This window comes from Nisaea acidiphila (assembly GCF_024662015.1).
In the GTDB taxonomy this organism is placed as follows: Bacteria; Pseudomonadota; Alphaproteobacteria; order Thalassobaculales; family Thalassobaculaceae; genus Nisaea; species Nisaea acidiphila.
Genome location: NZ_CP102480.1, coordinates 1,494,139 through 1,507,156, shown reverse-complemented (window position 1 = coordinate 1,507,156; position 13,018 = coordinate 1,494,139). Strand labels below are relative to the sequence as shown.

Genomic DNA, 13,018 nt, shown 5'->3' with positions numbered 1-13,018 from the left:
GCGACATGGCGTTTCGGGACTTATAAAGCAATGAGGCGCCGCGGGTAAACGGCGCCTTCATGACGTTTCGGCGGGGCTGGGTCCCGCCGGGACAGGGGCTCAGTCGGAGACTGTGTAGGTCAGCAGGCTCGCGTCAAGCGGGACGTTCCGGGCGATCTTGCCGAACGGACCCAGGCTCGGTGCTTCGGTTCCGTCGACCGAGATCTTGAGGGCGCCGGCATTGCCGGTAAAGAGCCGCAAGCCGCTGCGGGCCGGGACCTCGTACTGCTCACCCTTGCGCAGGATACGGGTCAACAGGGGAGTCGCGTCGGAGCCGCGCACCTGGACCCAACTGTCGTCCGTCGCACTGATGACGATACGGGGACCTTCGCTGGAAGCCGTGGGCGCCGGGGTCGGCTTTGAATCGATTGCCGCCGCTTCCGCATTGACCGCGGACGGCTCGGAGCTGCTGCGGCTGACGTCGGGCACGGCCGGAATGTCTGCCGGAGCGGACGCCGGCGCCGTTGCAGGAACGCTGGCTATTTCTGTTGCCGGCTCCAGAGTCGACGTGTCCGTTGCGGCGTCGGCCGACACCGGTTCGGCCGCGGTTGCCGGTCGTGCCGCTTGCGTTACCGGCGCAGCTGGAACGTCGACTGTCGGAGCGGACGCCGTCGCGACCGGCTCCGGCGTTTCGGTCTCTTGTTGCGGCGCCGGCGCAAGTGCGACGGGAGATTTCTCTTCAGATACCGTCTCTGCGGCGGCGGTTGCCTCAGGAGACGCAGAGGCAACCTGTTCCGCTTCAGGAGCGGTGTCGGTGGCCGTTTCGGCATCGACATTTGCAACCGGAGCATCCGTTGCCAGAGCCGTCTCTGCTGTCGTCGTCTCTTCGGGTGCCGGCTCCGCCGGAGCCGCGACACTTGCGGCCGGAGCGGTCTCGGCGGTGACCGCAGTGGGCTCTGACGCGCCGGACTCGATGGCCGGCTCTTCCAGCAGGAAGGCGAGGCGATCCGGGATCGTCGGGGTCAGGTCAGAGACACTGGTCTCGGAGGTCGAGAAATAATACCAGCCCCCATAGCTGAGGGCCGCGAGCAGAACGCCGACGAACATCAGCGCCCCGCCCGGAACTTTGCCTTCGGGGGCCGGGGATGGGAAGGAGAGCTGCGTCGGTTCCTGCAGCTTCTTCGCCTCGGCCTTGAAATCGGTGATCAGCTTCTCGGCATCGAGACCGACGAGCTGACTGTAGCTGCGGACATAGCCGATTGCGTAGGTCAGGCCCGGCAGATTGTCGAAATCGCCGGTTTCGAGTGCCTGCAAGTAGCTGCGTTGGATGCGCAGTTGCTGCGCCACGTCCTGAAGGGAAAGATCCTTTTCCTGACGTCCGCGTCTCAGGGTCCCGCCGACCGAGGAACTCATCTCGTCTTCGTGCGCCAGGACCGGTTCGTTCTTCAAGCTCTTGATTTGCTTGGCATTGGATGCAGGCGGCGCAGAAGCGACAAGTTTCGGGGCCGCCGACTCAGACGCGGCGTCCGCGACTTTTGACTTGTCGGCATCTTCGATGTGCCGGAGTCTCAACTTCGCCTTGGTGCTCATCTCATCCACGACCTAATTGCCCGCGAATAAATCATCCGCCTGACCATGCTATTTCTGGAGCGACTATTCAGTAAAACTCGCAGAGACACCACGGGGTAACCAAGCATTAAATGCCAAGGTAGATTAAATTGTTCGATGAATCAACGTTCTATTCGGATTTTTCGATCTGAAGACTCAGGCGGGCACCTGATGGTCGCGTGCGAACGCCTTCAAATGCTCGACGAGACGACCTTCCCGTGATTTCAATAAATTAGATATAAATGTTTCCAAATCGCTATAATTGATTGCTCTTATTGTTTCTTTTACGGGGCCAATAGAGGCTGCGGCCATCGAAAGCCTGCGATAGCCGATTCCGACGAGCGCCATCGCTCCGATCCGCGATCCGGCCATCTCTCCGCAGAGAGTCAATGGCTTGCCGTATTCTTCGCAGGCATCTGCAATCTGTTTGAGAAGCCGGAGGAAAGGTACGGAAACGGGATCGTAGCGGTGGGTGACCCGCTGGTCTCCGCGGTCCGCCGCAAAGAAAAACTGCTGCAGGTCGTTGCTGCCGACAGAAAGAAAATCGACCCGGGACAAGATCTCGGGAAGTTGCCAGGCGAGGGACGGGACCTCAAGCATGCTGCCGAGGCGCAGGTTCGACGGCAGTTTCTCGCCTCCGCGGATCGCATGTTCGAGTTCGCGGTCGAGGATCGAGCGGGCGGCATCGAATTCGCCCACTGTCGAGACCATCGGGAACATCAGGTCGACAGGCGCGCCGTCGGCCGCACGCAGGATGGCGCGGAGCTGGTTTCGGAGCAGGCTCGGATGGTCGACCGAAATGCGCAGGGATCTCCAGCCGAGAGCGGGATTGTCTCCCGGATCATGGTCGAAGGCCTGGATATGCTTGTCGCCGCCCGCGTCGAGCGTGCGGAAGGTTACGGGACGCCCTCCGGCACCCTCGAGGACCCGGCGATAGGCGTCCGTCTGCTGTTTCACGTCCGGAATGTCGCGCCGGACCATGAACGGGATTTCAGTCCTGTAGAGGCCGACCCCGGTCGCGCCCGTCGCGTCCAGCTGTTGCAGGTCGAACATGAGCCCGACATTCAGCAGCAGGGAGATATCAACGCCGTCGAGCGTTTGCGCCGGCAGGTCACGCAGGGCCTGATAGCGCGCCCTGGTCTCCGCGCGCGCTTTCAGACCGGTATGGAAGTACTCCTCCACGTCCTCCGTCGGGCGTAGAAGGATCTGGTTGTTATCCGCATCTACGATCAGGCGGTCGCCCGGATTGACCTCGCTCAGCAGGCCCGGAATGTTGCCGAGCACCGGGATGTCCAGGGCACGGGCGACGATCGCCACATGAGCCGTGGCCGACCCTTCCTCCAGGACAAGACCGTTCAGATTGTGACGGTCATAGTCGAGCAGCTCGGCCGGGCCCATGGAACGAGCGACGACGACGTAGGGCTGATCGCGGGTGACCGTCGTTCCATTACCCTCGCCGGTCTCGTCCTCGTCCGCGAGCTGCGCGATCAGCCGGTTCGCGAGATCTTCGAAATCGGCGAGGCGTTCGCGCAGGTAGGGATTCTGGACCGAGCCGAGCCGGGCGCGCATGTCGGCCCGGGCGCGCTGCACCGCCGCTTCGGCCGTGAGGCCGTTGTCGATCGCATCGTTCATGCGGGCGAGCCAGCCACGGTCGTGGGCAATCATCCGGAAAGTTTCCAGAACGTCCCTGTGCTCTCCGGCCTCGGCGAGGTCGGGGGCTGCCAGCAGCGTGTCGATCCGCGAGCGGACGCCCTCCATCGCGCTTTCGAGCCGGTCCTTCTCCACGGCCGGGTTGTCGGCGACGACCCGGCGGATCGCCGCGCTCTGGCGGTGGAAATGGGCAATGCCGATCCCGATCCCCGGAGCGACGGTCTGCCCCGTCAGCCGGAGCGCCGCGTCGTTGCGGTTCTCCTGCTCGCCGAGCACGCCGTTCGCGAGCAGTTCCGCCAGCACCATGGCGAAGGTCTCGAGCGTCTCGATCTCCTCGTCGGAATATTGCCGGCGGGAACGGTTCTGTACCACGAGCACGCCGAGCAGGCGGTCGGCCCGCATAACCGGCACGCCGGCGAGCGACTGGTAGATCTCTTCGCCGGTTTCCGGACGGTAGGCGAATTTGGGATGCGATTGTGCGTCCGATAGTGCGAGGGATTGTGCACGGGCGGCGATGTCGCCGACGAGACCCTCGCCGAAATGCATCAGGGTGCGATGAACCGCATCCTGGTTAAGGCCCTCGGTCGAGCATAATTCCAACAGGTTGTCGGCGCGCCGGACATAGACCGAGCAGACTTCGGCCGCCATGTCGGCGGCGATGATCGAGGTGATGCTGTCGAGACGTTCCTGCGGCGCGCGCGCCTCGGCCATCACGTCGCGCAGGCGGCGCAACATGGAGCGGGAGTTGCGGCCGAAGCCGTTATGCTCGACCGCCGCCGTCATCGGGTCAGCCGGCCGGCGGTCCGTCGAGGCCGTAGGCGGTGTGCAGGGCTCGTACGGCGAGTTCGGTATATTCCGCGGCGATCAGGACGCTCACCTTGATTTCCGATGTCGAGATCACCTGGATGTTGATCCCCTTGTCGGACAGCGTGCGGAACATGGTCTTGGCGACGCCCGGCTGCGAGCGCATGCCGACGCCGACGACGGAGACCTTGGCGACGTTCGGGTCGGCATTGACTTCCTTGAAGCCGAGCTCGTCGCGCAGTTTCTCCAGAACCTGCTGGGCACGCTCCAGATCGGTCTTGCCGATGGTGAAGGTCATGTCGGTGGTGTTGCCGTCCTCGGTCACGTTCTGGACGATCATGTCCACATTGACCGCGGCATCGGCGAGGCTGCCGAAAATGGAGGCGGCGACGCCCGGCCGGTCCGGCACGTGACGCACGGTGACCTTTGCCTCTTCGGGGCTGTAGGCGATGCCGCTGACGATTTTCTGTTCCACGATCTCATCCTCATCACAGACCAGGGTACCCGGCGCCTCGACGAAGCTCGAGAGCACCTGGAGCCTGACATTGTGCTGCATGGCAAGCGCGACGGAGCGCGTCTCCAGCACCTTGGCCCCCTGCGAGGCCAGTTCCAGCATTTCTTCGTAAGTGATCCGGTCGATCTTCCGTGCCGACGGGACAATCTTCGGATTCGTAGTATAGACCCCGTCGACATCCGTGTAGATATCGCAGCGGTCTGCGTTCAGCGCCGCCGCCAGCGCGACCGCCGACGTGTCCGAGCCGCCGCGCCCGAGCGTGGTGATCCGGTTGTCCGGGCCGAGCCCCTGGAAACCGGCCAGCACCGCCACCTGACCCTGTTCGAAGCGCTGGACGATCTCGCCGGTCTCGATGCCCTCGATCCGCGCCTTGCTGTGCACGCCATCGGTGCGGAACGGCAGCTGCCAGGCGAGCCAGGAGCGCGCGTTGATGCCGAGATTCTGCAGCGCCATTGCGAGAAGGCCGCTGGTCACCTGCTCGCCGGTGGAGACGATGGTGTCGTATTCCCGCGCATCGTGCAGCACGCTCATCTCGCGCGCATAGCCGACAAGCTGATTCGTGACGCCGGCCATGGCGGAGACGATGACCGCCACCTCGTTGCCCGCGTCGACTTCCTTTTTCACCCGGAGCGCTACATTTCTGATGCGCTCAATGTCGGCGACCGACGTGCCGCCGAACTTTTGCACGATACGCGCCATTTCGTTCCGCTTTTCAGGAGTGTATCCCAATGCCCAATACCGGAACGCGAACATTCCTAATGGCCCCGGGCGGGGCTATACATAACGACACGCCGCATCCCGGGCAAGCGCGCTAGACGGAGTACCCATGATTGAGAAGAGCATGGCGAGAAGCACGATCGATCCGGAAGACGTCCGGCGATTCTCCGCGGTCGCGGACGAGTGGTGGGACATGCGCGGGCCATTCGCGCCGCTGCACAAGTTCACGCCCGTCCGCCTTGAGCTGATTCGTGAATGGATCGGCGACCACTTCTCGTGCGATGAGGCGGCCGCGAGACCGTTCGCCGGTTTGCGGATGCTGGATATCGGATGCGGCGGCGGATTGCTCTCCGAACCGCTAACCCGGCTGGGGGCGTCCATGACCGGGATCGATGCGGAGGGAAAGACGATCCGCACCGCCGCTCTCCATGCGGAAGAGGGCGGGCTCGAGATCGACTACCGGGTCTCGCTCGCCGAGGCGCTCGCCGAGGAAATGCCCGAGGCCTTCGACGCCGTGATCGCGTCGGAGGTGATCGAGCATGTCGCCGATCCTTCGCTCTTCGCCACCTCGCTCGCGAAGCTGGTCCGCCCGGGCGGCGCGGTGTTCGTCACGACGCTGAACCGGACCGGCAAGTCGCTGCTTTTCGGAAAGTTCGCCGCCGAATACCTGCTGCGCTGGGTTCCACCCGGAACGCACGACTGGCGGCAGTTCCTTACGCCGGAGGAATTGCGCGACCTGCTGGCGGAGGCCGGCCTCACGGTGACGGAGCGTAGCGGGATCCGTTTCGATCCGCTCGCGGACAGCTTCTCGCGCTCGTCGGATCTCGCGATCAATTACGCGATGCTGGCGGTGAAACCGGGGGCGAACGGCTAGGCGTCGCTCTTCGGCACCCAGGGGATCGGGGTGAACTCGATGCCCTCTTCCATCAAGGCCTGTGCCTCGTCGGAGCTTGTCTCGCCATAGATCCCGTGCGGGTCCGTTTCGCCGTAATGGATCTTGCGGGCTTCTTCGGCGAATTCCTTGCCGACATAGTCGAACTTGCTTTCGACCTCCTTGCGGAGCGCGACGAGCTTCTCCCGGATGGCGGCCATTTCCGGTGGCATCTGGCTGACGGCCGGCATGGTCTCTTCCGCGCTTTGCCGGTTCGATTTTTTCTTCGAGCTGTTTACGCTCGGCGCCATCAAGGCCTTCGAGATCGCCGCCGAACCGCAATTCGGGCAGGTCAGCAGTCCGGCGCCGGCCTGTTTGTCGTAGGCGGCGCTGTCGCGGAACCAGGCGTCGAAGCTATGCTCCGCGTCGCACCGAAGTCTGTACTTGATCATCCATCAGATCCAAAATCGTTCTGACAGTGTGGAATAGCATGCCGTCGAAATAGTGTAATAATTGCTAATTAGCCAGTCTGTCGTTGCGCGGGGGGCAAATAATGAGCGAGACGGACGGCAGGACGCTGGGGCAACGGGACGCCGCGCATCACCTGCATCCCTTTACCGACAACAGGGAACTCGCGGCCGCCGGTGGCGCCACCGTGATCGAGCGCGGCGAGGGCTGCTATCTCTGGGACGATCAGGGCCACCGTTATCTGGATGCGCTCGCCGGCCTCTGGTGCGTGAATGTCGGATACGGCCGCAGGGAACTGGCAGACGTCGCCGCCGAGCAGATGCAGCGGCTGGCATACTACAACACCTTCTTCAACACCACGACGGGCCCGACGGCGGAACTCGCCGAGACCCTCGCGGAACTGATGCCGGGGCATCTCAATACGGCGCTCTTCGCAAATTCAGGCTCGGAAGTCTGCGACAGTGCGATCCGGCTGGCCCGCTACTACTGGCAACAGAAAGGCAAGCCGCAGAAGCGGATCGTGATCGGCCGGGAGGAGGGCTATCACGGCTCGACGCTGGCCGCGCTCAGCGCCGGCGGCATCGGCGCGATGCACGCCCAGGGCGGCACCGGACTGCCGGACTTCGCCCATATCGAGGCGCCGTACCGGTTTCTTCTCGGCCATGACATGCCCGAGGCCGCGTTCGCGGCCCAGGCGGCGCGCGCATTGGAGAGCAAGATCGAAGAGCTGGGCGCCGAGAATGTCGCTCTCTTCATCTGCGAGCCGATCCAGGGCGCGGGCGGCCTGATCTTTCCGCCGGAAGGCTATCTCGCCGAGGTGCAGAACATTTGCCAGCGCCATGACGTGCTCTTCGTGCTGGACGAGGTGATCAGCGCCTTCGGCCGTCTCGGTGCCTGGTCGGCAGCCGAGCTGTTCGGCCTCAGCCCGGATTTCATGACACTCGCGAAGGGGCTCTCCTCCGGATATCAGCCGATTTCCGCTCTGATGGTCTCGGACCCGATCGCCGAGGTGTTGCGCGACGCCGAGGGCGGACTGGCGCATGGCTTTACCTATTCCGGTCATCCTGTGGCGGCGGCAGTCGCGCTCGAAAATCTCGCGATCCTGAAGCGCGAGAAGCTGGTGGAACGGGTGCGGGAGGAGATCGGGCCGTATTTCTGCGAAACGCTGAAGCGGCTGGAAACACGCCCGCTGGTCGGCGAGGTTCGCGGGCTCGGGCTGCTCGGGGCCGTCGAGCTGATCCAGGACAAGGCCGCGCACAGGCTGTTCGATCCGCCGGGTGTGGTCGCCGCTGTTTGCCGCGAGAACCTGAAGGCGCGCGGGATCATCGTCCGGGCGGTCCGGGACACGCTGCTGATCGCGCCTCCCTTCGTCGTCACGCGGGAGCAGGTCGACGATATCGTCGACACGCTGGAGGCGGCGCTGGAGGATATCAGCCGCGAGCTCGGCATCATTGCCGAGGAGCAGAAGCTCGCGGAAGCCGTCCACGAGGCAGACAGACCGCTTGCCGGACGCGTCGCGCTGGTCACCGGAGCCTCTCGCGGCATCGGCGCTGAAGTCGCGCGGACCTATGCCCGCGCAGGTGCCACCGTCGTCGCGGCCGCGCGGGACGAAGCCGCGCTCAGAGCCCGTTGCGCGGAGATCGCGGCCGATGGCGGCTCCGCCATTCCGGTTGCGGTGGATTTCTCCACGCGGGACGGGAAGGCCGAGACCGCTCTGATGGCGGCGCTCGAGAAGCTGGGAAGCCGGCTCGACATTCTGGTCCTGAACGCGGCCCAGCTCGGCGACCTGAAGCCGCTCCCGGAACTGGAAGATGCGGCCTGGGACCGGGTGATCGCCGTCAATCTGACGGCTCCGCTCCGGCTTCTGCACCTGCTGCATCCGTTCTTGTCCTTGTCGGATGCGGGGCGGTGCGTCTTCGTCACTTCAGGTGCGGCACGCGGTGCGCATGCGGATTGGAGCGCCTATGCCGCCAGCAAGGCCGGCCTTGAAGCGATGATGCGGGCCTATGCGGCGGAGAACCGGAAATTCGGCCTGCGGATTAATGCCGTCGATCCGGGGGCCATGCAGACGGGAATGCGTGCGGCTGCCTTTCCCGGCGAAGATCCCGGATCGGTCACGCCTGTCGAGGCCGCGGGGCCGGTCTTCCTTCGTCTTGCGGTTCCGGATTGCAGTTTCTCCGGCGCGGTGGTTCCCGTCGTATCCTCCGCAGAAGCCGCGGAATGAGCGCTGCAAGTTCGGAGGCCCGGCCGATACCCGCTCCGTCCGAGTGGGTGATCCGGTTTGCGCAGCAGGTCCCGGAGACAGCCGAAGTCCTGGATGTCGCCTGCGGATCGGGTCGACATGGCCGGTTCTTCCGTGCCCGTGGAAATCCGGTCGTCTTGCTGGACCAGGATATTTCGCGCGTCGCGGACATGGCCGCCGACGCCCGGGTCGAACTGGTGGCCTCTGATCTCGAGGCCGGCCGGCCCTGGCCCCTCAAGGAGCGAACCTTCGGCTGCGTGATCGTCACCAACTACCTGCACCGTCCGATAATGACCGACATCATCGGTGCGGTCGCACCTGGCGGTTTGCTGCTCTACGAGACATTTGCGATGGGCAACGAGGCGTTCGGCCGACCGTCGAATCCGGACTTCCTTCTGCATCGCGAAGAGCTTCTCATTCTCTGCGGCCCGGAACTGCGCGTGATCGCTTTCGAGGATCTGACGGTCGCTGCGCCGCGGCCGGCCTGTATCCAGAGGATCGCGGCCGTCCGGGAAAAGATCGCGAATTCCTCTTCCTGATCCCGCCCTTGCAGCGGGATATCCACATGATTGAAAAACATTTTCTTCGCGTGCCGCACATTGCGGCTGTGGGGCATGTCACATACGATCTGGTGCGACGTCTTCATGATGAGGGGCAAGATCCGGATCATTTCCAGAATGCGTTCAGGCACGTTGATCGGGGTCTGCATAGGTCAAGTGGGGGCTGGCTGAGAACGGCAGGAACAGCGAAAAAATCGTTGTCCACCGTCCATAGCCACGGCGCTGGCAACGCCGAAGGAGGGCTTATGATCTTGGATTTCACGCCAGAACGGCATGCGGAGCCGAGCGGACGGACGAGCTGGATCCTGAGGGATTTGAGGGCGTACTGGGAGTACGCGCGCAAAGGCTCCGGGCTGCCGCTTTCGGAAGACCTGTTTCTGTCCGATCTTGTCGACGAAATGCCTTACGTGCTTCTCGCCTACGAGGACCGGGCACGCTTTCAGATTGAATTTGCCGGAGACGCGGCTTCGGATCTGCTCGGCGGGAATCCGATCGGGGCAACCACCGGATCGAATTCGCAACTGCCGTCCGCGATCGTCCAATGTATCCGGGCTTGCGCGGAACGGCGGGAGCCGGCGGTCGCGACAGGCGCGGGCATCCGTATCATCTGTCTGCCCTTCGGGGCGGCCAGCGGAGAAGTGGATCTGGTGCTTGCCGGCCTCGACGACGCACCGGTCTCCGGAGACCGCGGCAAGGTAGTCACCCTGGTTCGCTGAGCCGCGGCTGCCGATGCGGTCAGATCTTACCGTGGCATTGCTTGTATTTCTTGCCGGAGCCGCAGGGGCATTGCGCATTGCGCGGAACCTTGCCCCAGGTCGCCGGATCGTTCGGATCGATCGCGGCGGCACTCTGCCGGCTGCGGACCATGGTCTCTCCGTCGGCGTTCTGGCCGCCTGACTGGAGCGCCGGGTCCTCGCGGCCCTCGTGCATTTCCCGTTCCGCCCGCTCGGCCGCCATCCGCGCTTCCATTTCCTCCGGAGAGGCCTGGACGCGGATTTCCAGATGGGACAGCACGCCGGTCACGGTCTGGCGGAGGCCGGTCAGCATTCCGTCGAACAGGTTGAAGGCCTCGCGCTTGTATTCGTTGAGCGGATCCTTCTGGGCATAGGCCCGCAGGTTGATGCCCTGGCGCAGGTGGTCGAGCGAGAGGAGGTGCTCCTTCCACTGCTGATCGAGAATCTGCAGCAGCAGGCTCTTCTCCGCCATCCGCATGACTTCGGGGCCGTAATTCGCCGCCTTCTTGGCCATCGCCTCGTCGGAGGCCTTGGTGATCCGCTCGAGGATTTCCTGGTCGGCGATCCCTTCCTCTTCCGCCCAGTCCTTGACCGGCAGGTCGAGGCCGAGCAGGCGCAGGCATTCCTCATGCAGCGCGGGAATATCCCATTGCTCCGAATAGGCGCCTTCCGGGATGCAGCGCGCGACCACGTCCTCGATCACCTCGTGACGCATGTCGGCGACCGTCGCGGCGACCTCTTCGGCGCGCATGATGTCCTTGCGCTGCTCGAAGATGACCTTGCGCTGATCGTTCATCACGTCGTCGTATTTCAGCAGCTGCTTGCGGATCTCGAAGTTCCGCGCCTCGACCTTCTGCTGCGCCTTTTCCAGCGCCTTGTTGATCCAGCTGTGGACGATCGCCTCGCCCTTCTCCAGGCCGAGTTTCTGCAGCATGCCGTCCATGCGCTCGGAGCCGAAGATGCGCATCAGGTCGTCTTCGAGCGAGAGGAAGAACTTGGAGGCGCCCGGGTCGCCCTGACGGCCGGAACGGCCGCGCAACTGGTTGTCGATCCGCCGGCTTTCGTGCCGCTCGGTGCCGATCACATAGAGTCCGCCGGCATCGAGCACCTGTTTCTTGGAGGCTTCGACCTCGCCTCGGATGCTCTCGGCCTTCGCCGCGTCCGGTTCCTCGCCGAGTTCGAGCATGATCCGCATGTCGGCATTGCCGCCGAGCTGAATGTCGGTGCCGCGGCCCGCCATGTTGGTGGCGATAGTCACCGCGCCCGGCTGGCCGGCCTGGGCGATGATGGTGGCCTCCTGCTCGTGGAAGCGCGCGTTCAGCACCTGGTGCGGGATCTTGCGCTTCTTCATCAGCTCGGCGAGCAGTTCGGACTTTTCGATCGAGACCGTACCGACCAGCACCGGCTGACCCTTGCCGCGGCATTCGTCGATCGTGTCGATGATCGCGTCCCACTTCTCTTCCGCGGTCCGGTAGACCTCGTCGTCGTGGTCCTTGCGGGCGATCTCCACGTTGGTCGGGATCTCGACGACCTCGAGCTTGTAGATCTCGGCGAATTCGGTCGCCTCGGTCATCGCCGTGCCGGTCATGCCGGCAAGCTTCGGGTAGAGGCGGAAATAATTCTGGAAGGTGATGGAGGCGAGAGTCTGGTTCTCGTTCTGGATCGTCACGCCTTCCTTGGCTTCGAGCGCCTGGTGCAGGCCTTCGGAATAGCGCCGGCCTTCCATCGCGCGGCCGGTGAACTCGTCGATGATGACGACCTTGTCGTCCTTGACGATGTAGTCCGTATCCTTGGCGAAGAGATGGTGCGCGCGGAGCGCTTGGTTGGCGTGATGCACCAGCGAGATATTGGCGATGTCGTAGAGACCGCCTTCCTCGAGCATCCCCGCGTCGCGCAGCAGCTCCTCGATATGCTCCTGACCCGCCTCGGTGAAGGCGACGGTGCGCTGCTTCTCGTCCTTCTCGTAATCCTCCGGAACGAGGCCGGGGATAACGGCGTTCATCGCGGTATAGGTCGCCGAGCTGTCCTCGGCCGGGCCGGAGATGATCAGCGGCGTCCGCGCCTCGTCGATCAGGATCGAGTCCACTTCGTCGACGATGGCGAAATTGAAGTCGCGCTGGACCATGTCCTCCAGGCGGAACTTCATGTTGTCGCGCAGATAGTCGAAGCCGAACTCGTTGTTGGTGCCGTAGGTGACGTCCGCGGCATAGGCGGCCTTGCGCTCGGCATCCGTCAGCCCGTGCACGATGCAGCCGGTGGAGAGCCCGAGGAATTCGTAGACCTGGCTCATCCAGCCGGCGTCGCGCTTGGCGAGGTAGTCGTTCACCGTGACGACGTGGACGCCCTTGCCCTCGATCGCGTTCAGGTAGACCGGCAGGGTGGCGACCAGGGTCTTGCCTTCGCCGGTTTTCATCTCCGAGATCCGGCCCTGGTGCAGCACCAGCCCGCCGAGCAGCTGGACGTCGAAATGCCGCTGTCCGAGGGTCCGCTTGGCCGCCTCGCGGACGGTCGCGAAGGCTTCCGGCAGGATGTCGTCGAGATTCTCGCTGCCCTTCAGCCTTTCCCGGAATTCGCCGGTTTTCGCCGCCAGAGCCGCGTCGTCGAGCGCCGCGAAATCCGGCTCCAGGGCGTTGACCGCATCGACGGTCTTCTGCAGGCGTTTCAGTGTCCGCTCGTTTTCCGAGCCGAAGATGGCCTTGGCGAGTGCGCCGAGCATGCCGACCTCTGAGATGGAATCAGGTTTCCGGCCATTTACCGGGTGGCTGACAGATAGGGGGAAGTGCAATCCCTGTCAACGCGGGCGCACGACCGTGCGGCGTTCCGTCCGCCGGGACTTTCTCAGCGACGACCGGAGATGCGCCGGATAATATG

The 13,018-nt window shown here is 64.0% G+C and carries 9 protein-coding genes; 4 read left to right on the top strand and 5 right to left on the bottom strand.

What is annotated here, in order from left to right; genetic code table 11:
* Positions 1-99: 99 nt before the first annotated feature.
* The 3 genes from NUH88_RS06925 to NUH88_RS06915 form a co-directional block, all read right to left on the bottom strand.
* Complete coding sequence (locus tag NUH88_RS06925; RefSeq protein WP_257772157.1) at positions 100-1,569, bottom strand: helix-turn-helix domain-containing protein; 1,470 nt, start codon at positions 1,567-1,569, stop codon at positions 100-102.
* 174 nt (positions 1,570-1,743) lie between these two features.
* Positions 1,744-4,020 carry a phosphoenolpyruvate--protein phosphotransferase gene (gene ptsP / locus NUH88_RS06920; protein WP_257770895.1) on the bottom strand — a complete coding sequence of 759 codons (2,277 nt, stop codon included), beginning with the start codon at positions 4,018-4,020 and terminating at the stop codon, positions 1,744-1,746.
* A 4-nt stretch (positions 4,021-4,024) separates the two neighbouring features.
* Positions 4,025-5,254 carry an aspartate kinase gene (locus NUH88_RS06915; protein WP_257770893.1) on the bottom strand — a complete coding sequence of 410 codons (1,230 nt, stop codon included), beginning with the start codon at positions 5,252-5,254 and terminating at the stop codon, positions 4,025-4,027.
* 127 nt (positions 5,255-5,381) lie between these two features.
* On the opposite strand from NUH88_RS06915, the gene ubiG reads away from it, so the two are divergent.
* Complete coding sequence (gene ubiG / locus NUH88_RS06910) at positions 5,382-6,146, top strand: bifunctional 2-polyprenyl-6-hydroxyphenol methylase/3-demethylubiquinol 3-O-methyltransferase UbiG (RefSeq protein ID WP_257770892.1); 765 nt, start codon at positions 5,382-5,384, stop codon at positions 6,144-6,146.
* Here the strand turns inward: ubiG and NUH88_RS06905 are convergent.
* Positions 6,143-6,595, bottom strand: a complete 453-nt coding sequence (locus NUH88_RS06905; protein ID WP_257770890.1) for a DUF1178 family protein — start codon at positions 6,593-6,595, stop codon at positions 6,143-6,145. The two genes, ubiG and NUH88_RS06905, sit on opposite strands and share 4 nt — an antisense overlap.
* 101 nt (positions 6,596-6,696) lie before the next feature.
* On the opposite strand from NUH88_RS06905, the gene NUH88_RS06900 reads away from it, so the two are divergent.
* The 3 genes from NUH88_RS06900 to NUH88_RS06890 are packed head-to-tail and all read left to right on the top strand — an operon-like array spanning position 6,697 to position 10,129.
* The gene (locus NUH88_RS06900) at positions 6,697-8,835 is read left to right on the top strand and encodes an aminotransferase (protein WP_257770888.1); all 2,139 of its coding nucleotides are present in this window, start codon (positions 6,697-6,699) and stop codon (positions 8,833-8,835) included.
* Positions 8,832-9,392: a class I SAM-dependent methyltransferase gene (locus NUH88_RS06895; RefSeq protein ID WP_257770886.1), complete on the top strand. Its 561-nt coding sequence runs from the start codon at positions 8,832-8,834 to the stop codon at positions 9,390-9,392. The genes NUH88_RS06900 and NUH88_RS06895 overlap by 4 nt, the downstream gene beginning before the upstream one ends.
* 26 nt (positions 9,393-9,418) lie before the next feature.
* Positions 9,419-10,129 carry a PAS domain-containing protein gene (locus tag NUH88_RS06890; protein WP_257770885.1) on the top strand — a complete coding sequence of 237 codons (711 nt, stop codon included), beginning with the start codon at positions 9,419-9,421 and terminating at the stop codon, positions 10,127-10,129.
* A 19-nt stretch (positions 10,130-10,148) separates the two neighbouring features.
* Here the strand turns inward: NUH88_RS06890 and secA are convergent, their stop codons facing one another.
* Positions 10,149-12,863: a preprotein translocase subunit SecA gene (gene secA / locus NUH88_RS06885; RefSeq protein ID WP_257770884.1), complete on the bottom strand. Its 2,715-nt coding sequence runs from the start codon at positions 12,861-12,863 to the stop codon at positions 10,149-10,151.
* Positions 12,864-13,018 lie beyond the last annotated feature (155 nt).